Source organism: Gilliamella bombi (assembly GCF_900103255.1).
Classification (GTDB): Bacteria; Pseudomonadota; Gammaproteobacteria; order Enterobacterales; family Orbaceae; genus Gilliamella; species Gilliamella bombi.
The window spans coordinates 22440-45463 of the sequence record NZ_FMWS01000056.1 but is presented as its reverse complement, the minus strand read 5'-3'; the positions used below and the strand labels follow the sequence as shown (position 1 = coordinate 45463).

The 23024-nt window shown below is 35.8% G+C and carries 26 protein-coding genes; 7 read left to right on the top strand and 19 right to left on the bottom strand.

Translation table 11 applies throughout. The features are described 5' to 3' along the window. Nucleotides 1-93 precede the first annotated feature (93 nt). On the bottom strand, nt 94-387 hold the full coding sequence (locus B9N71_RS10630; protein WP_085165911.1) for a hypothetical protein: 294 nt from the start codon (nt 385-387) through the stop codon (nt 94-96). A 432-nt stretch (nt 388-819) separates the two neighbouring features. Beyond that, entirely contained in the window at nt 820-2157 is a 1338-nt protein-coding gene (locus B9N71_RS10625) for a replication-associated recombination protein A (RefSeq protein WP_085165910.1), read from the bottom strand. 178 nt (nt 2158-2335) lie between these two features. Here B9N71_RS10625 and lolA point away from each other — a divergent pair, with 178 nt between their 5' ends. Continuing rightward, nucleotides 2336-2929 carry an outer membrane lipoprotein periplasmic chaperone LolA gene (lolA, locus tag B9N71_RS10620; protein WP_065560472.1) on the top strand — a complete coding sequence of 198 codons (594 nt, stop codon included), beginning with the start codon at nt 2336-2338 and terminating at the stop codon, nt 2927-2929. 113 nt (nt 2930-3042) lie between these two features. Here lolA and smpB read toward each other — a convergent pair whose 3' ends face one another. Then, nucleotides 3043-3525, bottom strand: a complete 483-nt coding sequence (gene smpB / locus B9N71_RS10615) for an SsrA-binding protein SmpB (RefSeq protein ID WP_065590504.1) — start codon at nt 3523-3525, stop codon at nt 3043-3045. Between the two features lie 33 nt (nt 3526-3558). On the opposite strand from smpB, the gene B9N71_RS10610 reads away from it, so the two are divergent. From B9N71_RS10610 to B9N71_RS10590, 5 genes are read left to right on the top strand one after another with little or no spacing between them, the layout of a single operon-like run. Continuing rightward, on the top strand, nt 3559-4020 hold the full coding sequence (locus B9N71_RS10610; protein WP_081296689.1) for a type II toxin-antitoxin system RatA family toxin: 462 nt from the start codon (nt 3559-3561) through the stop codon (nt 4018-4020). A gap of 1 nt (nt 4021) precedes the next feature. Beyond that, nucleotides 4022-4300 carry an RnfH family protein gene (locus tag B9N71_RS10605; protein ID WP_065590505.1) on the top strand — a complete coding sequence of 93 codons (279 nt, stop codon included), beginning with the start codon at nt 4022-4024 and terminating at the stop codon, nt 4298-4300. Nucleotides 4301-4316: 16 nt separating this feature from the next. Beyond that, complete coding sequence (zur, locus tag B9N71_RS10600) at nt 4317-4751, top strand: zinc uptake transcriptional repressor Zur (RefSeq protein WP_051634260.1); 435 nt, start codon at nt 4317-4319, stop codon at nt 4749-4751. Beyond that, on the top strand, nt 4739-5095 hold the full coding sequence (locus B9N71_RS10595) for an EamA family transporter (RefSeq protein WP_034913647.1): 357 nt from the start codon (nt 4739-4741) through the stop codon (nt 5093-5095). The genes zur and B9N71_RS10595 overlap by 13 nt, the downstream gene beginning before the upstream one ends. Continuing rightward, complete coding sequence (locus B9N71_RS10590; RefSeq protein ID WP_034913644.1) at nt 5095-5478, top strand: DMT family transporter; 384 nt, start codon at nt 5095-5097, stop codon at nt 5476-5478. Before B9N71_RS10595 ends, B9N71_RS10590 begins: the two co-directional genes overlap by 1 nt. Before the next feature lie 220 nt (nt 5479-5698). Here the strand turns inward: B9N71_RS10590 and B9N71_RS10585 are convergent, their stop codons facing one another. Further along, complete coding sequence (locus B9N71_RS10585; protein ID WP_065590507.1) at nt 5699-5914, bottom strand: DUF4177 domain-containing protein; 216 nt, start codon at nt 5912-5914, stop codon at nt 5699-5701. A gap of 517 nt (nt 5915-6431) precedes the next feature. Here B9N71_RS10585 and tcdA point away from each other — a divergent pair. Further along, a complete protein-coding gene (gene tcdA, locus B9N71_RS10580) occupies nt 6432-7226 on the top strand; it encodes a tRNA cyclic N6-threonylcarbamoyladenosine(37) synthase TcdA (RefSeq protein ID WP_085165909.1) in 795 nt (264 codons plus the stop codon). A 217-nt stretch (nt 7227-7443) separates the two neighbouring features. Here tcdA and B9N71_RS10575 read toward each other — a convergent pair whose 3' ends face one another. The 15 genes from B9N71_RS10575 to B9N71_RS10505 all read right to left on the bottom strand — a co-directional run bounded on the left by B9N71_RS10575 (nt 7444) and on the right by B9N71_RS10505 (nt 22801). Continuing rightward, nucleotides 7444-9654: a phage tail protein gene (locus B9N71_RS10575; RefSeq protein ID WP_085165908.1), complete on the bottom strand. Its 2211-nt coding sequence runs from the start codon at nt 9652-9654 to the stop codon at nt 7444-7446. 2 nt (nt 9655-9656) lie between these two features. Further along, a complete protein-coding gene (locus B9N71_RS10570; protein ID WP_208610491.1) occupies nt 9657-9878 on the bottom strand; it encodes a hypothetical protein in 222 nt (73 codons plus the stop codon). Beyond that, nucleotides 9859-10089 carry a hypothetical protein gene (locus B9N71_RS10565; protein ID WP_075508847.1) on the bottom strand — a complete coding sequence of 77 codons (231 nt, stop codon included), beginning with the start codon at nt 10087-10089 and terminating at the stop codon, nt 9859-9861. Before B9N71_RS10565 ends, B9N71_RS10570 begins: the two co-directional genes overlap by 20 nt. Nucleotides 10090-10099: 10 nt before the next feature. Next, a complete protein-coding gene (locus tag B9N71_RS10560; RefSeq protein ID WP_085165907.1) occupies nt 10100-10912 on the bottom strand; it encodes a phage/gene transfer agent baseplate hub protein in 813 nt (270 codons plus the stop codon). Continuing rightward, nucleotides 10899-12560: a hypothetical protein gene (locus B9N71_RS10555; RefSeq protein ID WP_085165906.1), complete on the bottom strand. Its 1662-nt coding sequence runs from the start codon at nt 12558-12560 to the stop codon at nt 10899-10901. The genes B9N71_RS10560 and B9N71_RS10555 overlap by 14 nt, the downstream gene beginning before the upstream one ends. Further along, nucleotides 12560-13519 carry a hypothetical protein gene (locus B9N71_RS10550; RefSeq protein WP_085165905.1) on the bottom strand — a complete coding sequence of 320 codons (960 nt, stop codon included), beginning with the start codon at nt 13517-13519 and terminating at the stop codon, nt 12560-12562. Before B9N71_RS10550 ends, B9N71_RS10555 begins: the two co-directional genes overlap by 1 nt. 14 nt (nt 13520-13533) lie before the next feature. Further along, entirely contained in the window at nt 13534-14472 is a 939-nt protein-coding gene (locus B9N71_RS10545) for a hypothetical protein (RefSeq protein ID WP_085165904.1), read from the bottom strand. Then, complete coding sequence (locus B9N71_RS10540; RefSeq protein WP_085165903.1) at nt 14473-17808, bottom strand: phage tail length tape measure family protein; 3336 nt, start codon at nt 17806-17808, stop codon at nt 14473-14475. Nucleotides 17809-18022: 214 nt separating this feature from the next. Next, complete coding sequence (locus B9N71_RS10535) at nt 18023-18439, bottom strand: DUF6631 family protein (RefSeq protein ID WP_085165902.1); 417 nt, start codon at nt 18437-18439, stop codon at nt 18023-18025. Nucleotides 18440-18511: 72 nt separating this feature from the next. Then, the gene (locus tag B9N71_RS10530) at nt 18512-19273 is read right to left on the bottom strand and encodes a phage tail tube protein (RefSeq protein ID WP_085165901.1); all 762 of its coding nucleotides are present in this window, start codon (nt 19271-19273) and stop codon (nt 18512-18514) included. Nucleotides 19274-19292: 19 nt separating this feature from the next. Continuing rightward, nucleotides 19293-19742 carry a phage tail terminator protein gene (locus tag B9N71_RS10525; RefSeq protein WP_065569086.1) on the bottom strand — a complete coding sequence of 150 codons (450 nt, stop codon included), beginning with the start codon at nt 19740-19742 and terminating at the stop codon, nt 19293-19295. Beyond that, on the bottom strand, nt 19739-20260 hold the full coding sequence (locus B9N71_RS10520) for a gp436 family protein (RefSeq protein ID WP_085165914.1): 522 nt from the start codon (nt 20258-20260) through the stop codon (nt 19739-19741). The genes B9N71_RS10525 and B9N71_RS10520 overlap by 4 nt, the downstream gene beginning before the upstream one ends. A gap of 50 nt (nt 20261-20310) precedes the next feature. Then, complete coding sequence (locus B9N71_RS10515; RefSeq protein WP_085165900.1) at nt 20311-21237, bottom strand: phage capsid protein; 927 nt, start codon at nt 21235-21237, stop codon at nt 20311-20313. A 62-nt stretch (nt 21238-21299) separates the two neighbouring features. After that, complete coding sequence (locus tag B9N71_RS10510; RefSeq protein WP_085165899.1) at nt 21300-21659, bottom strand: hypothetical protein; 360 nt, start codon at nt 21657-21659, stop codon at nt 21300-21302. A gap of 65 nt (nt 21660-21724) precedes the next feature. Then, entirely contained in the window at nt 21725-22801 is a 1077-nt protein-coding gene (locus tag B9N71_RS10505) for a hypothetical protein (RefSeq protein WP_085165898.1), read from the bottom strand. Nucleotides 22802-23024 lie beyond the last annotated feature (223 nt).

The window sequence follows — 23024 nt, the reverse complement described above, 5'->3', positions numbered from 1 at the left end:
CATGCTGGGCTTTTTGCTTTTATATTATTATTTTATGATATGTAAAAAATCACTTAGTTGCTTTTGCTTTATTTTTAGTAACTTAACTTTAATCTATCTTATATTTTTATCTATAACTGATATGTATTTAGGTTTCTTTCTTAAATTGTTTAGTAAGTTTTTATCATCATCTTTCCACCAATATTCTTTATATATAGCTGGTTTTTTAAATTCATAAATGCTAATTAAACCTAACAAACCTGATGGTGAATCGGCCATAAAATCCCAACCGTTCTTTTCAGTACAGTACATTTTTAACTTTTCGTCATACCAAATTCGGTATCCTTTTTTATCTAATATATTGAGTACAGTGTTTGATATATTTGAATATTCAGATAATGCCGGCATAAAATTAATCCTGTTTCATAACTTTAATAGTTTACAACTAGCTGATGTGTGATTATCTCATTTTTAATACAAAACTAACGTAGAAAATCATGCTAGTTGTTTTTGTGTTTTGTATTCAATAGGCGTTATACTATTTAATGTCTCATGATTTTTTCAGTATTATAAATGGTAAGTCATTTTCGGTCATTCTATTTGCTTGCTCCAGGTTGTTAAAATGATACAAATCTAACCTGACATATTTTTAGATAAAAAGCACTTTAATTATTTAAAATTTTATACTCAAACACATAGTTTCCTGAAAATTTTTAACATTATTTTAAGATTTAAAGGTAGGTACAAAAATAAGTATGTAGAAATAGTATTCTCCATTTTATAATTATTTTGTTAGATCAAATACCTTCAGAATATTTTTATAAAAAATAAACACAGCCTCTATTTTTTAGACTTATAACGTTGAATAGAGCTTGAGAGGTTTTGTTCTTCTATCCATGCTAATTTTTCAGTATAATTTTTTTCAGCACCACGAGTTGTTGGGCGATAATATTTTGTATTAGCCATTTCTGGCGGAAAGTAATTTTCACCTGCTGCGAAAGCGTTGGGTTCATCGTGGGCGTAACGATACTCAGCGCCATAACCTAAGTTTTTCATTAAGCTTGTTGGAGCGTTGCGTAAATGCTCAGGAACATCGTAATCAGGTTTTGATTCGGCATCAGTCATTGCTTGTTTAAATGCAAGGTAAACTGCATTACTTTTTGGTGCACAAGCAAGATAGATGATTGCTTGTGCAATTGCACGTTCACCTTCAGCAGGACCAACTCTTGTAAAGCAGTCCCATGCGGCAAGCGCGACTTGCATAGCTCTAGGATCGGCATTACCAACATCTTCCGAGGCAATGGCTAATAATCGACGTGCAACATAAAGTGGATCTCCGCCAGCTGATATAATTCTTGCATACCAATAAAGAGCGGCATCAGGTGCGGAACCACGTATTGATTTATGTACCGCGGAAATTAAATCGTAAAAACGATCGCCTTGATTGTCGAATCTCGCATTACGTTCTCCTATAACTTCTTTGAGTAAATCAGGTGTAAGTTCATGCCCATCTGACATGTCAATTAATAGTTCAAGTGTGTTAAGTGCTCGCCTTGCATCACCACCAACGAATTCAGCAATTTGTTTTTTTGTTTCTTCTGGTAGATTGATGTTTTTATTACCATAACCACGCTTAGTATCGTCCATTGCCTGCTGTAAAATTTGCTCAATGTCATGGTTGGTTAATGATTTGAGCAAATAGATTCTTGCACGAGATAATAATGCAGAATTTAATTCAAATGATGGATTTTCAGTTGTTGCTCCAATAAACGTAACAGTGCCGTTTTCGACATAAGGTAAAAACGCATCTTGTTGACTTTTATTAAAACGATGAACTTCGTCAACAAATAATATAGTGCGGATCCCTGCTTGCTGATTAATTTTAGCTCGTTCAATTGCTTCACGAATATCTTTTATGCCAGATGTAACGGCAGAAACTCGTTCAACTTTAGCATTAGCATGATGAGCAATAATTTCAGCTAAAGTTGTTTTGCCCGTGCCTGGCGGCCCCCAAAGGATCATTGAGTGTAAATTTCCAGCTTCAATTGCTTTGGGTAGCGGTTTATCTTTCCCCAATAGATGAGATTGACCTATATATTCAGCTAGATTACGTGGGCGCATTCTAGCTGCTAATGGTTTAAATTCATCAGTAGTAAATTCAAAAGACATACTCGGCATGGCAGGTATTTATCCGCATTTGTAAAATAAAACCTATTATATACTCGTTATTTATTAAGTGAAAAAAGAAAAGAAAATATCTTTCCCCAGTGGAATAAAAACGGTAATATTTCGATCATATATAGTAATCAAAATATATTTAACATATTTTTATAGAATAAATACATAAGGATTGATTATGAAAAAGTTTTTACTTTTAATTGGAGCATTAGTTAGTTTATCTGCATGGGCTGGCGATAAAGAAGTATTACAACAACGTTTAGATAAAATTGACGGGTTTTATGCAAGGTTTTCGCAAGATGTGAAAACGGCCGATAATCAACAAGTACAAGAAGGTAAAGGCGATTTATGGGTTAGTAGACCTTACTATTTTAATTGGACGATGAATGAACCTGATGAAACATCGATTATTTCTGATGGAAAGAATATGTGGGTATACACACCAGCAGTTCAACAAGTTAGTGTAATGGACTTGAAAAAAGCGATCGATAACCGATTAATGTTACTAATTACTGACAGTCATAACCCAATTTGGAATGTTTATAATGTCACTCGTAAACAAGATTCGTTCACTTTAAAACCAACCGATGGGTCTAATCAAGACTTTATTATTTCGGTATTACCTACAGGTATGATTTCTAACTTTACTATTATAGAAGAAGATGGCCAACGTAGTTTTTATGACTTGTCTCGACAAACACTAGGTAAAGTCGCATTAGACAAATTCAAATTTACTCCGCCAGCAGGCGTAACTGTTGATGATCAACGTTAGTATATTGTAGATTTATAATGTACTAAAAAAGATAGCGCTAGCAAATCTAATTAAAACAGAAATTGAATCGATATCTACTGCTAGCGTTATATTTTACGAAGTGAATCAAAACATTACCGATTTGCGTTTTTCATAATACGTGCTTTATCAACTTGCCATTGGCGTTCTTTAATATCGGTACGTTTATCGTATTCTTTTTTACCTTTGGCAACACCAATTTTTACTTTTGCCCATGCGTTTTTCCAATATAACGAAAGAGCAACAACCGTATAGCCTTGGCGGTTGATCTGACCAAATAATGAGTTGAGCTCACGCTCATTTAGCAGCAACTTACGATTTCGCATCGGTTCACAAATAACATGCGTTGAGGCAACATTTAACGGCGTAATAGTTGCACCAAATAACCATGCTTCACCATCTTTAAGTAAAACATAGCTATCACTAATATTTGCTTTACCTGCACGGAGAGATTTTACTTCCCAACCTTGCAGGGATAATCCCGCCTCAATTTCCTCTTCAATAAAGTACTCATGGCGTGCACGTTTATTTAATGCAATAGTTGCCGATCCCGGCTTGTGTAATTTTTTCTTAGTCATAATGTGCGTTATTATAGAGTTACGTGATACTATATGCTACTAATTTTAACTTTTTATTTTATTATTATGGCACATGTTTTTCACGAAGTTATTGAGCCCTACTCAATTGAGCAAATGTTTGCTTTAGTTAATGATATAGAAAAATATCCAGAATTCATTCCTGATTGTATCGCAACAGGCATTATTAGAAAACAAGATAATATTATGACTGCCTTTATTAAGGTTGAAAAGTTCGGTTTTAAAAAATCTTTTACCACATTAAATAGAGTTAATGAACCTAACTCAATTGATATAACGCTTTTAGAAGGTCCATTCAAACAATTATCGGGTCGGTGGCAATTTGTTAAAATTACTGAAAACCAAAGTAAAATTAGTCTCAATTTAGATTTTGAGTTCAAAAATAAATTATTAGATATGACTTTTACTCCTATATTTAAAGAAATCATGACTAGTATGGTTAATGCGTTTTCAAAAAGAGCAAGGCAGATTTATTAAAATGATCAATATTCAAGTTGTTTATGCGTTACCGAATAATCCAACAGTAATTAATTGTAATGTTGATGAGCAAACGAATGTCTTGCAAGCAATTACAAAATCCAATATCTTATCGTTATGCCAGATTAAACTAGATGAACATTTAATCGGCATCTATGGAAAACGTTGTGATCTTAATGAATTGGTTAAAAATGGCGATCGTATTGAAATATATCGCCCTTTAATCAATGATCCTAAAGAAATAAGACGAAGAAAAGCTGCACAAAAAAATTATGGCTAAAGGCAAAGGATATTAAATGCATAATCTGTTAATTGAAAAGATTGAAACTTTATGCAAAAAACGTGGTATTAAACTGACAACGCAACGTCGAACAGTTTTAGATATTATGTTAACGGCAAATAAAGCAATGAGTGCCTATGATCTTTTAGATCTACTCAAACTAAGCGAACCTCAAGCTAAACCTCCCACAATTTATCGTGCACTTGAATTTTTACTTGAACAAGGTTTTATCCATAAAGTGGAATCTTCTAATAGCTATATTATTTGTCCACATTTTCAAGATCCTGAACATATTTCAATTTTATTCATTTGCGATAAATGTCAACAAATCATCGAAAAACATTCACAAGATATCGAACATCAATTTAAACAGTTAGCACAACAAAGTGATTTTTTAATCAAACATAGTGTGCTAGAAATACACGGATTTTGCCAGCAGTGTCAACCTTAATTATTGTTCTTTGGTTAATTAATATTGCCTGTGATACTGTTGGGCAAATTGCATTTAAGTATGCCGCAATTACTTCAAAAAATAAGCAGGGTTTACATTATTGGCAAAAATTATTTAGCAATTTTTGGCTTTGGTTGGGATTTGGCACATATTTTATCGGTTTTATTTTTTGGCTAGCATTTTTAAGTAAAGTGCCTTTATCGCAAGGTATTTTACTAGGTTCATTTAATATCATAACTGTTATGTTAGCTGGGCGTATCTTATTTCAAGAGCACCTTACTTTATTCCGTATCATTGGTATATTTTTTATTACTACTGGCGTAGTTTTAGTGGGGCTTACGTAATGAAAAAATTTTATATTATTGGATTTATTTTACTATTATTTTTTGACACATTTGGTCAAACAAGCTTTAAATTAACGGCAATATCAGCTATGCCATTTGAAGTGAGTATTGATTGGTTAATCCGTATTTTTACTTATGGTTGGGCTTATTTAGTAATGCTTGGCTATACAGGGGCATTTGTCACTTGGATGGTATTATTAAAAAAAGCCCCAGTGGGTCCAGCTTTTGCCGCTTCTCATTTACAGGTGGTTACAGTAATGTTGGTATCGGTTATTGTTTTTGATGAGCAAATTACATTGACACGCATGCTTGGTGGGTTATCTATCATTATAGGTATTGTCTTTTTAGCTCTAGCAGAGCAAAAATTACAGCATAAATCCTAAAGTTGCCTATTTTATACTGAAACATAGTGTTTCCTGAAACTTTTTAACAAAGAATTAATACTTCTAATTTACTAATTTAGCAATTAGCCAGTTTGAGTTTATCTTATTTAGTAGAAATAATATGCCCTAATGAGCATATTGATTTCTAACCTTACAACTATTAATTTAAAATATTATTACCTGTAATGGATTATTTTAATAAAAATGCTTTTGGGATTGTTTAAATACGGTCACGCTCAAGGATAACAATGTGAGCTTCTCGATTCCAGAATAAGAACAAGCGACGTATCTCTCTTTCCATCGTTACTACACGCCAGCCTGCTTCAGCATTTTTATTTAGTAACTCGGTAAACCTAGCTGGATTAACATTAGCTGATCCAAAAAGAAACGAAGAAAAAGCGTTTTCTTGATAAATAACTACCTTATATTCTTTCATAAAAAATTAAAACTCCAATAATTTATTTAAATTAAGATTAAAAATTTTTAATATTATATACTGTTAAGACTTTAGTATCTAGCGTATAACATTTTTGTTTGATCTAAAAAATAGATATGTTCAATCTATATTAAAATTGTTAACCATTTTAATATATAGCTCTATTTTGCTCGACGTTAGCCTGACTAAGCACGAGGGTATTACGGCCTGACAGGTTATTAGACCCTTTATCTACTTTGCTCAAGCTAAAGGTACAATTGCTTGGTATGAAATGGCAAATTGTAGGAAAAAATAATAAGTTAAACAAATACACATAATATATTACCAATTATTTATCGTCGATGATGATGTAGCTGACCTTTATAAGAGTTATGAATTTGGTTTTTTATTCGTGAAAGGTATAATATCTCTAATACTTATTGATAAGTTCTTTATATAAAAAATATTACAGTTATAATTTGTAAAAAAGTTTCAGGAGAGTAGTTGTTTTAGTATAAAACACTATTATTAATTATTGATGAATAAAGAATCTTACTTTCAACGTTTTAGCGGTATAGCTAGGCTTTATGGTGAGTCAGCTTTGCAATGTTTTTCACAAGCGCATATTTGTGTAATTGGTATCGGTGGTGTAGGTTCTTGGGTTGCTGAATCGCTAGCGCGTAGTGGTATTGGTCAAATTACCTTAATTGATATGGATGATGTTTGTGTAACAAATACAAATCGCCAAATTCATGCGTTAAAATCCAATATTGGCAAAGCTAAAACCTCGGTTATGGCTGAACGCATTTTACAAATTAACCCTGAATGTATCGTGAATGAAATTGATGATTTTATTAATTCAGATAATGTTGGTGAATATTTAGGAACAAAGCAATCCCCATGTTATCACTATATTATTGAAGCAATTGATAGTGTACATGATAAAGCGGCTGTGCTTGCATATTGTAAGCGACAAAAATTGAAAGTGATTACCATTGGTGGAGCTGGTGGACAAAAAGATCCAACCCAAATTAAAATTGCAGATTTGGCAAAGACAATTCAAGATCCATTAGTAGCAAAGTTACGTGAAAAACTAAAGTATAATTATAAATTAAATAAAGATAGCAAAGGTAAATACGGCATTCCTTGTGTATTTTCGACTGAGCAATTAACGTACCCTTCTAAAAATGGACAAGTATGTTTAACAAAAAGTGAAGCAGATGGACCTAAAAAAATGGACTGTGAGTCAGGGTTCGGCGCAATTACAACAGTTACAGCCACCTTTGGTTTTGTGGCGGTTAGTTATGTGCTAAATAAATTGTGCAACACATAATTTTTTAAAACTAGTCCTTTTTCTTCCATAACAAATTCCATTAATAATAACCATTTTTGAATAAAAATGGTTCCTTTTTTTATATCTATTTCTTTTTTAGTGACTAAATACATAAAAATTAGTTACTTTTCTGATGCCGAGCGTGATAAATCACGCTTAAATTAAGTGATAATTAACTATTTTGTATTTTTCATCATATGAAAATAAATTACAAATATTAAGCTTTAATTTGTAAAATGTATTTTTGTAAACTTTCTAACTCGGATTTTGTGTCGTATGCGTAGATCCGAATTTCATCATAATGTTCAGTTTCATTAATTTCTAGTTCGTGAGAATTTTCATTTGTTACTACTGTTTTCTTTAGCTCACCAGCTAAATAATATTCAATATGATATTTAACGGTTTCTGGTTTATCAATATTACCTTCATTATATGCAATGAGATTATCTTGTTGTATTTCTTTGTTTCGATGTAACCATGTTAATACTATTGTTTCTTGTTCTTTTAGTGTTATTGTCTCTGTAATAACACCATTTACCTGTAAATTAGCTGGAGGATATGGGCGTGCGGCTCTTGCGTCAAATTTTAGTGCTCGAATGGGGGCCTTATTTGCACTGAGTGTTCCAGCATTAGTTTGTGTTAACTGTTGAACATAAACAACTTCACCTTTTAAATATTCAATACCGTCCGTTTCAAATAGGCTATCAAAAAACCAGATAAACGAATCTTTACTGTGTGTTTGTGGTAATGTGTCTGCACATCCCCTTGCTATTGTTAAGGTCCCATTTAACTCATCAAATGCATCAATTCGAACAATTTCATTACCAATAATAGCTGCACTACCAATTGAAACATCTGTCATATTTTTGTTAAAAATCACGTTTAATTGTGTATCTATTTTACTTAACTGACGTTTACTGATTAATACCGCACTTGGCGTAAAGTCGCCTGTTCCTCTTATTGTAAAATCAGCACCTTCAGTTGTAGTTTGTAATAAATAGTTAATTGACTGTGAATTTGGCTGAGCAGAAACTAGAAACATATAGCCTGATTCGTTATTAACATCATAATTTGATAACTGGCTCATTGCAAAATAGGGAGATTCAAATAACATATAATTTTTAACTGGTCTTGGTGTTGTATCTTGAACTATCCCTGTCCCAGATTGATTACCACTATTATAAACGGTGTCTGCCAACCCAAAAACATCCTGAATTGCGGTAATTTCAATCATTCCATCTTCGTGCTCGTTAATAGAGCCCACCCGCATGACCATATCTTCGATATCTCGGTCTGGTAGTGATACCCGAAAACAATCAGCAGGAGTTAATATTTCACCGCGTCGATCAAACTGAATCGTTAGACGAATTAAACCCGCAATTCCAGATTCCAGTTCTCGCTGTGCAACACGTGCAGCCAGCTCAAATGTTGGTAGTGCTTTATATTCAATAGAGCTACTGATTAAACCAACGGCTTGAATTGCACCTAAATTTTGTGCCCGAACTTCACTATCCTCGTTCGTTACTGGATTATGCCATTTTACAGCAATTTCATTTGGTACATTATCGGAAGCGCTACTATCATCGTCCTGTACCACTAAAATACCGTTATCATAATTAAACAATGGTAAATCTTCTGTTTTGTAATTATCACGAATCAGTTTTAGTTTAATTTTTCCTGTTGTTAAATCAGCATATTGTACTGCGCCTATATGATCTAACACCTGCTGTACAAATGTATCTAACCCATCTTGTCGATTGTAACGAAAGCATAAACCGAATTTTTCATTATATAGAATATCAGCAGCAGTTTTAAATGAATCTAAATCAATATCCTCATATAGTTGCAATCCTCGTCCCCAATCATTGTTGGTTGCACACTCTATCAAAATATGCGCAGGATTCATTGCGTGAATAGTTCTTAAATTGCTATTTATTCCATTATCTTTTTCATGAATTGTTGATGTATCATCATATAACATGATGATACATTTTTCTGGGTACCATACTTCGTTATTTGACCAACCTTGTGTTGTACGTCTGACTCTATATTTCCACGGTTTTGGACTTGCTGAATAAGCACTAATTAAACCATCAAAGAACGTCGTAACCATGCCCCGAAAACCAGGCACAACGCCGCCCAGTAAATTTTTTACACGACTAGTTGGCTCCTGATCTGCATCACCCATTGCGATTTCAAATATGCCTTTAATTCCACCTTCACCACCAACATTAGTACCACCAAACAAATTCGGCTTATCAATATAAATTGATTTGCTAACAGTAACTTCATTTGCTTTACCTGCAAACACAGTTTTATCATCAGCGGTAATAGCAACTAACTCATTAATTGGACCACGCCCAAGCCCCGACTGAATACTGAAAAAGTATTTATAACCAATTGTTGTTTTCTTCTTTTTACTGCCCATACTTACCCCTTATGCACACTAGCTTGCTTTGCGAGTTCAACAATACGAATAGCTAATGCATCACCCGTACTTAAAATCGTTGTGCTATCAATCCCACCATTTTGAATAAAATCGTTAAAACTCAGTCCATAGTGTTTAAACCAGGCTCTTAATCCCCACGCACAGCCTCCACCTTGACGAATATCTGCCATAGTTATCCATATACTATTTTCTAATTGCTTCATAACGATAATTTCCATAAGCCAGCACAAACCAATCCGCAGTCCAACAGTCACCAAAAAACACACACTGTGGCGTTCCTTCTGTTGGCTGTGGATAATCAAAGTCATCAAACGTTGCTGCATTAACCTTATTATTATGTTTTTTGGCTAATGCTTGATTTAGAAAATAGGATGCAACCAGTACAACAACAAAACGCGCAATCGCCCACCACATAATTAACCTCCTAGAATAGTTTAGTAATGCTATACGGTGATTTGCCAGGCAGGTGTGGGCAACCACCATAATTCAAATGGTTATTAAATTTATTTTCACATGTATCAATCGTATTATCACAACCAGGATATACATTAATTATCAAACCTACACTTAAGCCATAAGTCCCACCGTACAGACTTAAATTATTGTTATTATGCATGCGAATACCTCGCCTTTCTGTTAGACCTTCAAACTCATATTCAATATAGCCACCGCTAAAGTAACCATTATTAATACTCTGTGGTACATTAAATGTAATTGATTTACCATCTAATGCAATTATCTCTAACCCTGAAATGACATAATGACGAGCTTTAACTTTACATCTACTATCATAAAGTGCATGGGGGCACTTTCTACCCCAGGTCAGCCTCAATCCCTGACGGCCAAATGTATTGACAATATTAGTTGTGATAATTTTGGCTTCACCAATTTTTTCACGTTTGACTTCAGTGATATTACCCACCCATGCCACCCGTAACTCTTGTTGATTATCATGATAATGCATGCGATAAATTCTAATTTTTACCGATGTACTCGGTGGAACACCTCGGTAAAATGAAACCACTTTATTCGTAACGGGTAATGTGATTTCAACATTATTATTACTACTTGCTGATAGCCCGTTATCACTAATTGCGATCGCTTCCCATAGCGCATTATTAACCATTATTGAGCGATCTGCATTTGTATAGCGATAATATAAATTTTGCCTTTTGAACTCATACAGAGTTAATGGCTGACCATTTGCAACGGAATACTCAAACTCACTCCAGCTCATACCGTACCTCTCTAAATGTAACTTTTATTCTTGCTGTACCATCAGCATCAGTTAAATGTTCCCATATAACTTTGTCATCATTTAAACGACATAGTCGCATTATTGATATTTTGATGACTTCATTATGTGTAAATGACGCCTTTTTATTGAGCAATAACCGAAGTCCACCTTTATTATTGCTTTTCACGTTGACAATCTCACGATATAAAATTCGGTTACCACTCAGTAAAATTCTTAAGAACTGTCCGCCGTGATCAGTTTCAGTCATGTTATTTTGCTCAATATCTAAAATTTCACTCGTTACATCATCAACTAGTTTGCAATCATTACTGAACGAGGGGACAAAAATAGGTTTTTGGCGACCACGGAGAGCATAAAACAAGGCACGCAGCTCAAGCTGTTTATTACGACCGTTAATTAAAAACTCATGAGACTGAGTGATAAAAACACGACTCGCGCTATCTGAGTAGTACAAGATACCCGTTTGATTGTCGATTTCACGTCGCATTGATTCATATGAAACATGTACATCATCTGACCAATCTGGTTCTTGCTCCAGCACATAAAAATTATTGTACATAGGTAGCTCAACATTAACGTTAATGTCATTTTTTTCAACAACTAAAAATCGTAACTCTGCAGTTGCTAATTCATCTGTTCGTCTGATGATTTTGGGCGGTTCAGTCAGTTTTGCAAATTTAATAGGAAATACTTTTGCACCTTTAAAAATGGTTGTGTATATCGGTTCAGATAGTGTAATACTTGAATTTTTAATTGATTCAATATTGGCAACAATTGTATTACTACCATCTATAACGGTTAAATTACCTCCTATATGATAATCTCGCCCGATGGTTGATAAATAAATTGTCTTATCACCTGGTTTGATTTCTTTATCCAGTAATGCTATATCACTATAAATCGGCAATGAAAATGAGCTTAAATAGTTCTGAAATAGTATATTTTCAATTTGTCGACGTTCGTGTTTATGGATAAGCGTTTGAAACTCAAATGTCCGACGAGGTGTTAATCGCATTGCTACCCGTTGTTCTGCCCCTGTTTGTGATTGATGTACATTGGTTTTCCATTCTAATGTTTCTGTAATACCATGCGACCAATTTGGAGAGAGAGGAAGCGGTAGCGAACGATTACCGCTAACAACTAATGTAACGGTTTCAGCGTTTAAAAAATGAAACGAAATTGTACAGTTAATACTATCTGTGCCGTGGCTATCAATATCAATTGATAATATTTTTAGGCTTAATCGGCTAAATAAAAATGGTAACGTCACATTACTGACAGTGACCCCTTGTTTATCACTATAGGTAATATCAGTCAGAATTTTACTGCTGAAATAACCGTTGAAAATTGATACTTCTATAGTGCGTTGATTACTCACATAGCCAACATCAATAGTGGATGGATTAATATAGAGCTTATTATAAATAATATTTAAAAATGATTGTGTAATGTAACCTTTTCGCACATTGAGCAACTGCAAAGGTATACCATGTATAACGAACCCCGTTTCATCTTCAACAACAGATGAGAGCTTAGCCATACCCTGATATAATTGTAAATCAAAGCTACGTTGACCACGAATTTTTTTCAAATCATTAATAACGTATCCTGTATGTTTGTTACTCATTACTCAATTACTCTATAAAAGTAGCCAAGGTCATAACTATTATCTTCATCCTGAACATTGGATGTGACAGTTTGAAACATTGTTGCCGCACAACAATAATATTTTTCACCATTAATTTCACGAATAGTACCAGGAACAACACTATCAATTCTGGCGACATAAAAATCAGGAACTACACCGATGCGTTGATATTGTTTGCTAGCCAAATGCAGATAAATCGATTGTGGCACAAGCGTTATCAAATTATTAAATTGAGATAAACTTGCCTCAACAAGTAACATATCAGGATGGGGTTTATAATCACGTTTAATCGTTGCATCACCAATGCCCATTGCGCCCATTCCTTCATAACCTGACTCATTTGCTCCAAAAAAATAGTCTTTTTCGTTAACTCTGACAACGCTAGCAAAGGAACGATATTCTCGGCTTCCGATATACAAGTACATATCACTGGTGAAGGGATATGATGCGTAACTTGTATCATTTGTATTTGTTGAATGTGTTCCGTACGCATAATGACCATCAACATAAACGCCATCTTTTTTTAGCGTTCCGAATCCAAAATGTCGAAAACGGCGAGAATCAACACGTACAACAACATGAATATATTGTGTTGTTGCTAAAAATGTATATGACGCAAATGGCTCATGATGAAAATTGGTACCAGCCCCCCAATAATAACGATAGAAATTTGCTTTACCGTTAACAGAGCTTGAACCAACTTGGTTATCCCAGGATAAATTTGCGTTAAACTGATTGTTGATAACAATGTACAACGTGGGGAGTGAATTCGATGATCCAACTCTTAGGCTCCAAAAACAATTTTCATTATGTAAATAGAGTTCTTTTGCTTTAGTATCAATTTTATCAACAACCCACCCATCAACTGATTGTGCAAACGTTGCTAGTTTTGATAATAAATCTACGACTGATGATGCGTTACCCGTTTGATATGTCATATTTAGCTCCAATTCTATACTTTTTCAATTGCAAAAAAATCAATATTCGTTACACGAAAACCGTTTTGAAAAATAATAAATTCGCGGCCATCATCGGTTTTAATTGTATCTTCAGCTGCACGACTTAATCCTGGCACCCAGTAAACGCCATCTAATGCTCCCCAGAATTGAGTTGCACCTTTTGTTACATCTACAATCGATACGGGATATAGCGGTGAGTAACAATCAGGTGATGCAGTTAACACACTGATTTTTTTATTGCCATAATAATAAAATTGTCCAATACCTCTTGGATAAACTAACTTTGTTCGGCTACCTTTTGAACCATAAAACTGTTGCCATGACTGCGATGGGGCAAATACGTAAAAATGATTGATAAGAGGGTCGATAATTGACGCAAAATAATCTGTTGTAACGGAATATCGTTGTAGTTCATTATTACAGCTACCTGCAATCACTAGTGGATAAGGGTACTCATTTGGTAATGAGTTTGGCAGCATAAAACCACAATAACAACTTGAATAAACGGTTGTCATTTTTGTTATCACAATAAATCGACGATTATTAGCAAAAAACCAGTAATGTAATGGATTATTATCAGCAAATAGTCCGACTTGTGTACGATTTAACATACCACTAAATACATTTTCGGGCTGATTGACCAATTCAACATTAAAATAGGTTCCACCACAAAAATAGAGATTATAAATATCGTTAGAAATACTATTATCTGTTTTACATGCAACATAAATATTATTGCCAGCAGTCGCTCCCGGCGCACTCCATGCATATGATTTTCGTTTTGCTATAGTTGCAGTAGCTGCAGTTTCACCACTGTAAATTTCTGTCCAATTATCTCCAGAATTGACCAATTCACTATCAGTTGTTAAAAATAGATTTAATTTATCCAGTAAATCAATTTCATTATCTGCAATTCCACTTTGATACGCCATTTAAATCCCCAAATCCTGTTTAATTGTTTGCTTATTTGCTCGAATAAATGTTTTAAATGCTCTACCGCCTGTTACGCTATTGATTCCGCGACTGACCATATCACCCGCATCAATGACTAATTCCTGCTGAATAACGGGACTTAATATTGTTGGTGAGCTTTTGCGTTGTTGGCTATCATCAAGTAATGGCGCTTTTGGAATATTGACATTGCTAACTAGCCCGCCTGTTGCATAACGACGTAATCGCCCCGTGTTAATAGCATGAAGATAGTCAAGGCCGTATTTTTTCACTGAAGCAGCTTTAACAACATATTCCCCATTAGATAATTTTGCTGGAATAGAATCGGATGTTGATGTACCAGCTCCAGTTATATAACCACCTGTTGCTGCCGCAACAGATGCCACGCCCGCTAAACCTGACATAGCAGAGCCACCAGCATTCGCTGATGTAATTGCGGTATATAAGGTCGCAGCGCCACTTGAAAATGCAGCTGCCATTGCGCCTGTTAATCCTGCGGTTCCCGTTGTCATTGCGGTGGTTAATGAAGTACCAAGTTCAACCGAACCAACACTTGCCGCAGTGGTTATTGCTGTGCCCATCAGTTCTGCTGAAGAGATAGCACTGGCATTTTCAACTGCCGTATCGGTTATTGAGCTAAAAAGTGATTTACCCAAATTACTAAGTTGATTCATGGCAATATCAGCAAGACCTTTACTTGCTACCTGAGCCATTGCTGATACGATACTTTGTGCAAGGTTTAATAATGCGTCTTTTAATTCAAACGTACCTTTTGCTAAAGAATCAAGACTACCTTGGATACCGCTTTGTAATCCGTTTTTAAATGCATTGGTTAATGCATCGGTAGTTTTATTTAGTTCTGCAATTTGTAGCTGAAGTGTAGCAAGTGCTTTTTGTGCATTTTCTCCAACTTGACCAGGAAGCGCTGTCATAGCTTGCAAAGTAGGTAAATATTTGGCAAGTTCTTGTGCTGTTTGCTTGTGCAAATCAACTAACTGGCTTTGTGCTTCAATTTGTGTAATTAAACCAGCAGTTACTTGTGCTTGTATACTTTGTTCTTTAATTGACTGTTGTGATTGTGCTTGCTGAACTTTTGCTAAAATTTCGGAAATATTTGCTTCAGCTTTTTTTAGTGGTAACAACTGGTCAATTAAGTCAATACCCTCAATATTTTTATTAGCTTTAAGTTGTGCAATAACCGCTTGATACCATCTATCAATTTCTGCCGTTTTAATTCTGGCAGGATCAAACAATAGCGAATTGAGTTGATTTTGTAATTCGTCATTAAGTTTTTTATTTTCGTGTGCTGTAATTGCATTATTTGCCGCATTAGCTCGATTACGTTGCTCTACCGTTAATTTTTGAGAATCAATCAACGCTTGACGAGTTGCGTATGTTTTTTGTGTCTGCTTATCAGCTTGTGATTCTAGCGATTTTATAAATTGTTCTGTTTCACGTGCCGCAGATTTTGCAGCTCGGGCTGATTCTTGTATTGCTTTTTTCTTTGCTTCGTGCGCATCTATCAATTTTGCATTAGCGATAATCTCTTTTTTGAGCTCTGGGCTAGCATTTTTATACTGACCTTTTTCAATTTCATAAAGTGCTTTAGCTAGGGCAGTACTTTTTTCTTGTAACGCAACTTTATTTTTTAATTGTTCGTTATACTGCCTGAGCGATTTATCCGTTATTTCTTTTACATCTTTATCATATTGACCACCAGAAAATGATTTACCGTCTTTTGATTTAACCCCTTGTGCTTGTAAATCTTTACGACCCTTTTCATTAGCCCACAGCGCTTCATATTTTTTACGTAATTCATCAACCGCTTTAGCTTGTTTTTCGGCATCACTGGCATTTTGTTTATGCAGCTCATCAAGCTCTTTTTGGGCATTGATTGCTTTTTCATTAATGACATCGGTGTCATGCTTTTCTTGTACTTCTTTTTGCTGTTTATCTCGTTGAGCCTGTTTTTCTTGTAATGCTTTATCATCATTTTTATTGTATGGAATATATCCTGCCCCAGGAACAATATAAAAACCTCTATTTTTGGCTTTCTCCATTCTTTCAATATCTTCTTCTAGGCTTGATAATCCTAAATCAAACTTAAGCTCTTTCTTTAACTCATTACCTAGAACACTAACCCCATTTTTGAAGCGTCGCCAGGCATCTTCTAACCAATTAAGCTGTTCTTGCATCTTGTTAGCGCTGACTTCCATCTCTTTGGCATATCTCTCGGTAGCAACGGCAATAGCTTGTTCTGTGTCACCTTGTGCTTCTAACGCTGCAATACGCTGATAAGTAGCCAGATCTAAAAAGTGATATTGTTTATTACTTTCAACAGCCCAGCTTGTGACCGAATTTTCAATACCTTTAAATGATTGAACAGCGTCTTGGGCACTTTTTCCTGTCACTTGTGCCATATACGCTGATGCTGTAGCAATGTTTTCAATCGATTTTGCTGATAATCGCCCCGCTGATGTCAGTTCTGCAATAACACCACGTGTTTCACTGTAGTTATGATTAATTTTACCGATACGTTGAGACATAGCCTCAAGCCCGCCTGCGGTAGCTCCAGCATAATTACCCGTTGAAATTAATGCACGATTAAACCGCTCTTGGTCTGAAATTATCGTACTTATCACTTGTGACATTTTGTAAGCGGCAGCAACAAAAATACCAACGGATAGTGTGGCAGCACTAAATAATGGCGGTAGTCGCCCAGTCATATTACCAATTGTTAGTAATGAATTTCCCGCTGATGCAAAATTACCACTTGCTAATTGTTTAAACATACTGGCGATACTACGACGGGCGCCTTTGGTATTCAGATCTAATTTTTTAGTACTTTCATTGAGTGTTTCAACTGTTGATAATGCAGCACGTTGATTATTGATTTTCCCAAGATAATCATCAAACGTATCACTATCAATGACGCCAGCTTTTTTGGATTTTCTTAACTTGTTTTCTAATTCATCTAAACGACTTAGACCTTTTGTCGCTGGATCAATGCTAGCAAGTAATTTATCTAAACCTTGGCGCAGTTTTTCAACTTCTTTTTTATGCGCTTCAGCTGCTTTAGTGGCAATACTTTGTGCTTTAGCTTGTTTTTCAGCAGCAGCGGCAGCTTGCGCACCACGGTTCATTGCCTCAGTTTGTGCCGTATAAACATCTTTGATGCTTTGAGCACTTTTTTTGTTAGCATCTTGAGCAACATTTGCTGACTCTTTCAGCTCAGCATTTAATTGACTGATATTATCTTTTGCTCTATTCACGTCAGCCGTGAACTTCATTGCAATATTCATATCGTTATTAGCCATTATTATTGCTCTCCGCGTAACTGTTTTACAAACTTAGTAACTTGTTTACCACCATTAAAGCCAACACAAACATCCTCAATTCGGTTAGCTCGTTCTCGGTTTTGTAACTTAATTAATTCATCGTAATACAGCAGTAATTGGCGTTGCGTGTAATACGGTAACTGCTGCGCATCATGTCCATTTTTAATTAATAATGTAAAAACTTCACTCCAGCTTACTGATTTGCCTGTTTTGCAGCGTTTTGCCGAATGATTTTGCGAGTTACCGCGTTCATAAAAAAACGAGAATTAACAACCCACCACCAATCAAGTAGTTGTAAACCATCTTCATATGACAACGCTTCAATAAACGAAATCGGTTTTTGAATAGAAGTACTGATTAACGAATAAACCAACTCTAAATTACCCATAATAATTGTGTCGGCTTGCTCAATAGTGATTTTGTTTGTACCGTTCATTTCATTCACAATTAATGCAACAAACTGGTCAATTTCGTTACCAATAGTTAGTGCATCTTTAAATGAATATTCACGTACTGTAATTGTTTCGCCTGCTAGCATGATTTCACGATTCGGCATTAATGTTGCTAAATCATTTGATTCTTCTTTTGTTGCTGTCACTTTTTCTGCCATGTTATTTACCTACTAATAAAATTAGAGAGTTGAATAATTAGCGGTGACACATCACCGCATAATAAAATAAATTTATTTCGCCTTTTGAACGTATGAGCCAAAATAACCAAGCGAACTATCCTTGTTTTGACTCATATCAGCCAAGACCGTGGCAGTAAGTGGTAATTCACCGTATCCCTCATTGTGTAGTAACGAGAAGTTAGAAATTGGATTGAATTTAACGCGGAATAGCTCCACAATTACATGTTCATTTTCACGGTCAGTATTGATACCATCGAGCATAAACCAACGTTCTGGTGGTTGACGGGTAAAAATGCCCAAGCTCTCTTTTTTAGCATAGGAATAATCTACCGTTGCAGTTAATGCTGTTGTAGTTAATAATTTGATTAATCCAGCGTGAGCTGATTCGATTTCATAATCCGTGCCTAATACTAATGTAGAGCCATCTGGTGTTTTTAACTCGACATCAGCTACAAATGGATGAGTTAACTTGATACGATCACCAATTATCAGGTTCTCTGGTAATTTTTCATCTGTCGCTATACCTGAATTAACAGTAATCTTTTCACCATAAAGCGCCAACGCAATGTTTTCAATTGACCAATCTTTTAGCGTTAAGTTTAACGTGCCACTTTTACCTAGTGTTAATTCACCAACTTGTAAGCGTTGTCCTGTGTATGATTCATTTTGTGTCACGGTTTCAACACTTAACTCCATCTCGCAAGAGTCAGCGGTACCAACATGCCGAAAGGCATTAGGTCGAACGGGTGAACTGGCGGTATTACGGGTGGCAAGATTTATGGTACCTTGTAAACTCATTAATAAATCTGACATATCTTTCTCCTAAAATTATTTATCGGCTACCGATGAAGTGTTGGGTTTGAAATGAATCAATCCAAACCAGCACGCCATTTTGAAAACCTAACGTTTGCCCACCAGTCCAACTAACTGGGCGAACGCCGTCAATAAACTGAACTGTTTTACCAATCAACAAATCGCGCACAGCTCCAATCACTGGGTTAGCTAGCTGTTTAACATTTTGAATATTGGTTGCTTGGCTAGAAATATCACGAGCAACAACCACAACACCAAAATTAACACTGACTGACTGCCGTGTACCTGCGGGCTTATCGTTGGGTGTTTCTTTACCAAGCAAAACGTAAGCCGCTGGTGTCGGCGCTGAAGTTAAATCGGTTAACTTACTGTATTCAGCACTAGTACCAACAAAAACTAAGGTTTTATCCGCTAATAGGCTTCTTAGCTTTTCAGCAATCACTGAAACATCAAATGGTGCGCTACTCATCGTCCAAAATCCCGTAATGTGTTCATATCAAATACTCTTACCGGTCCAGTCTGTTTTGGTACACCACCTGCGACAGGCAAAGCATCATCAATACCAAGCGAATATTTCCCTTCAGCTACCATTTTTAGAAAGCCCAGAACTTGTTTGTAATCACGCACGATAGGATCGTTTTTTTCATCAGAAACACGATTACGATGCAATTTGTAACGAACAATAATGCGTGCCCAATCAGTTAACAAACGAGGTACCTTAACTAAGGGTAGCCTGTGTCCACGTTGCCGTAAAAAGCCGTTTATTTCAGCTTCAGTATCAGCTATTGATTCATTAATACGTGCGATTGCTCGATTTGCCTTAATAACATCATCAGGCAACCAACTTGAAACATCACCACCATTAATAATGACTTCCAACAAATTAGCATCTACGGGCATTTCACCATCTTGAGCAACCAATTGGGATAGCTCAACGAGTCCTGGACGTTTGGATAAATTTAGCAATGTAATGTATGGAATATTCATCATCTTGACCCAAACCAACGATAAATTACCATTGGTTGTTGTTCACATTATTAACTGTTTGCGGGAATAACATTTTCAAACAGATAGCCAGCATCTTTAGCTACAACGAGTTCTTTGACAGATTCACCGACACGAACACGTTGACCGCCACGTAAACCAATATCAGGATCAACAATCGAGCCCGAAACACGATCTTTAAATTGAGCTGTATAACCAAACGTCACACCACCTTTAGTATTTGCTAATTTATTACGTACCGTGAATGATGCTTTATTGCCCCAAGCACGAAGTAATGCTGGAGATTTACCTGGTTTTGCACTATTTAAAAATGCATCACCGACATAAATAGCTTCTAACTCTAATAAGTCAGCTAAGAACCCTAGCGGAACAAGACCGTTTTCACCCGCATTACCATGGTACGCGGCAACAATTTTTCGATGACGACGTAATATTGTGGCAACTCGACGTCCTAGTGTGCCGATATTTGGACGCTGAACCATTGCATCAAATGCATCCGTTATTAATGCTACTGGGTCACTATCAGGATTATTCCATTGTTGTGCAGTAGTTAATGTTTGTTTATTGCTGTAATTTGCACCATTAAAAAGTAAATTTGCTGCTCGAACTTCACGATCTAACAAAATTAAATCAGTCGTGGCTTCAACGGCATGACCAAGTGGGTTATAACCTGTAATGGCTGTATCAATATCATCTTGAGGAACAGGACTATCAAGACCATAATCATTCACAGAACTTTCTTGCTCTTTGGCACCAAACTCAACTTGATTGGGTTGTGACGTCCGACCAACTTTGGTATTAGGCAAAGTAAATCGCTCTGAAAAATCAAATTCAAGCCATTTAAATGATGTGCTAGAAACAGGCACACGAGGCAAAACCTCATCGGCAATTAACTTATTATTACGGTAAGCGATAGCAATTGCAGTCAACTGCGGTTCAACTGGGAAAGGGCGTTGCATATAAAACTCCTCAATTAAAAATTTGTTTATTAAAGGTCATAGACTATTAGTTAAATAACAGGTCAAGCTTGTTTGCTTGGTGCAATCCAAATTGAGCCTAACTCACCTTCATTACCATTTTCTTCAGCAAAACCAATAATAAAATCACCACTATTTGCTTTTTTCGCTCGACCATCGGCATTTGCTGTGATTGGAGCACCAATTGCAATTGCTTCGCTATAAAAAACTTGTGCCAACCCACTGCGCACAACATCAAATACTTCACCGTCACCACCACCCACAATTGTTGATACACCGATTAATAATACGGTACCGTCAATCGCTTGTTTTGCTAGACCATCTTCACTACCATGACAGACAATCACGCGTGGTTTGACTTCGCCTTCAGCGGTTTTTGCTACTGTTAATCCTGGAATATTCATATAAAAACCTTTTGGTTAAAATTAAAATGATGCTGACATTAATAATCAGCCTGTAATTAATGCTCTTACTTTTTAGCTTTGGTTACATGCGTAACTGCTTGGCTAATTGAAATTGTATTGCCTTTGTCTGCCTGTTCTTTTTGATAGGCTTTGGCTGCATCAGCAATGACTTTTGGATCTTGTTTATCAACGTTATCTTCACTATCACTAGCAGCCGATTTTTCAGCAAAGTTCATAAAAGCAGGACGTTCTGAAAGTACTTTTTTGATTAAATCAACTGGGGAACTGTTAACAGTTGCATCACCTTCAGCAAATGAAATTGGTTCACTACCCAACGCCATAAATACTTCAACAACTGTAGTTTTATGCGCAGGTAATAATTTTCCATCTTTAACTAGTTCATCAACAAAGGCAGCAAATTCCGCTCGCTTGTTAGTTTGTTCTTTTTCTAGCAATGCTTGTTCACGTTTGGCTAGTTCAGCATTCTTAGCGTCAATTGTTGCTTGTTGTTCGGCAAAGCTAGCGTCTAAAGGTTGTGGCATTTTTTCTTTCTCCTTTTGTTTTCTGTCGGATATTGCACGCAATGATTCAAGGCGCCATTGCGGTAAAAATAGGTCTGCACTGGCAATGCCGGCTTTTTCAATCAGCAGGTCACGCAAATTAGCTAAAATTGAAATCAAATTCTCATCAAATTCTTCATCAGCCATAGAGAATTCAACAGCACCTTGCTCGCCGTCAGATTCGGCAAAACTAACATCAGGCAAACCTTTAATAGCAGGCGCTGCTGCACCTAAAAAACCAATGTGCCGCGCATAGTAATGACCCGGTTTAGGATTGCCTGGTGAATCCGGTAAATAAATTGAAAGTGAGCGTTTTTTATAACTGCCCGCATTATAGGCTTCAGCAAATTCTGGATTAATCTGATCTAACTTGGCATAAACCAAACCATCTTTTACTTCAAATGATTTTGCCCATGCGTAAGCTGGAGCTGTTAGTTTGGGATGGCCGATTACAGCAGGTGCTTCAGATAGCGTTGGATCATAGCTTTCAGCTAAATCAATACAGTTTTCTAAAGTAAAAGTGATTTTTCGACCATCTACCGCAGTATGCGTACCAGGTTTAAAAACGGGAATAAGTGCCATAAAAAATGCTCCAATAAATTGATATAGAGCATCATGACTTATTTTGAGAAAACGGTAATCTGAACGCGGGCAGATAATTTTTTAATGATTTGGAAAGGGGAACGGCAAAATAATAGAAGAAATACACACTAAAAACTTATTATAAAGCATTTACAACACGATTAAAGCGATTCGTAAATAAACTAATTAGCCTTTTTTAGTAAAGTGGCTTAAAACGCGTTAT

What these genes read in the sequence shown, in the direction of transcription:
- B9N71_RS10630 (WP_085165911.1), bottom strand. Translation starts at nt 387, where the DNA reads ATGCCGGCATTATCTGAATATTCAAATATATCAAACACTGTACTCAAT.
- B9N71_RS10625 (WP_085165910.1), bottom strand. Translation starts at nt 2,157, where the DNA reads ATGCCGAGTATGTCTTTTGAATTTACTACTGATGAATTTAAACCATTA.
- lolA (WP_065560472.1), top strand. Translation starts at nt 2,336, where the DNA reads ATGAAAAAGTTTTTACTTTTAATTGGAGCATTAGTTAGTTTATCTGCA.
- smpB (WP_065590504.1), bottom strand. Translation starts at nt 3,525, where the DNA reads ATGACTAAGAAAAAATTACACAAGCCGGGATCGGCAACTATTGCATTA.
- B9N71_RS10610 (WP_081296689.1), top strand. Translation starts at nt 3,559, where the DNA reads ATGCTACTAATTTTAACTTTTTATTTTATTATTATGGCACATGTTTTT.
- B9N71_RS10605 (WP_065590505.1), top strand. Translation starts at nt 4,022, where the DNA reads ATGATCAATATTCAAGTTGTTTATGCGTTACCGAATAATCCAACAGTA.
- zur (WP_051634260.1), top strand. Translation starts at nt 4,317, where the DNA reads ATGCATAATCTGTTAATTGAAAAGATTGAAACTTTATGCAAAAAACGT.
- B9N71_RS10590 (WP_034913644.1), top strand. Translation starts at nt 5,095, where the DNA reads ATGAAAAAATTTTATATTATTGGATTTATTTTACTATTATTTTTTGAC.
- B9N71_RS10585 (WP_065590507.1), bottom strand. Translation starts at nt 5,914, where the DNA reads ATGAAAGAATATAAGGTAGTTATTTATCAAGAAAACGCTTTTTCTTCG.
- tcdA (WP_085165909.1), top strand. Translation starts at nt 6,432, where the DNA reads ATGAATAAAGAATCTTACTTTCAACGTTTTAGCGGTATAGCTAGGCTT.
- B9N71_RS10575 (WP_085165908.1), bottom strand. Translation starts at nt 9,654, where the DNA reads ATGGGCAGTAAAAAGAAGAAAACAACAATTGGTTATAAATACTTTTTC.
- B9N71_RS10570 (WP_208610491.1), bottom strand. Translation starts at nt 9,878, where the DNA reads ATGAAGCAATTAGAAAATAGTATATGGATAACTATGGCAGATATTCGT.
- B9N71_RS10565 (WP_075508847.1), bottom strand. Translation starts at nt 10,089, where the DNA reads ATGTGGTGGGCGATTGCGCGTTTTGTTGTTGTACTGGTTGCATCCTAT.
- B9N71_RS10560 (WP_085165907.1), bottom strand. Translation starts at nt 10,912, where the DNA reads ATGAGCTGGAGTGAGTTTGAGTATTCCGTTGCAAATGGTCAGCCATTA.
- B9N71_RS10555 (WP_085165906.1), bottom strand. Translation starts at nt 12,560, where the DNA reads ATGAGTAACAAACATACAGGATACGTTATTAATGATTTGAAAAAAATT.
- B9N71_RS10550 (WP_085165905.1), bottom strand. Translation starts at nt 13,519, where the DNA reads ATGACATATCAAACGGGTAACGCATCATCAGTCGTAGATTTATTATCA.
- B9N71_RS10545 (WP_085165904.1), bottom strand. Translation starts at nt 14,472, where the DNA reads ATGGCGTATCAAAGTGGAATTGCAGATAATGAAATTGATTTACTGGAT.
- B9N71_RS10540 (WP_085165903.1), bottom strand. Translation starts at nt 17,808, where the DNA reads ATGGCTAATAACGATATGAATATTGCAATGAAGTTCACGGCTGACGTG.
- B9N71_RS10535 (WP_085165902.1), bottom strand. Translation starts at nt 18,439, where the DNA reads ATGGCAGAAAAAGTGACAGCAACAAAAGAAGAATCAAATGATTTAGCA.
- B9N71_RS10530 (WP_085165901.1), bottom strand. Translation starts at nt 19,273, where the DNA reads ATGTCAGATTTATTAATGAGTTTACAAGGTACCATAAATCTTGCCACC.
- B9N71_RS10525 (WP_065569086.1), bottom strand. Translation starts at nt 19,742, where the DNA reads ATGAGTAGCGCACCATTTGATGTTTCAGTGATTGCTGAAAAGCTAAGA.
- B9N71_RS10520 (WP_085165914.1), bottom strand. Translation starts at nt 20,260, where the DNA reads ATGAATATTCCATACATTACATTGCTAAATTTATCCAAACGTCCAGGA.
- B9N71_RS10515 (WP_085165900.1), bottom strand. Translation starts at nt 21,237, where the DNA reads ATGCAACGCCCTTTCCCAGTTGAACCGCAGTTGACTGCAATTGCTATC.
- B9N71_RS10510 (WP_085165899.1), bottom strand. Translation starts at nt 21,659, where the DNA reads ATGAATATTCCAGGATTAACAGTAGCAAAAACCGCTGAAGGCGAAGTC.
- B9N71_RS10505 (WP_085165898.1), bottom strand. Translation starts at nt 22,801, where the DNA reads ATGGCACTTATTCCCGTTTTTAAACCTGGTACGCATACTGCGGTAGAT.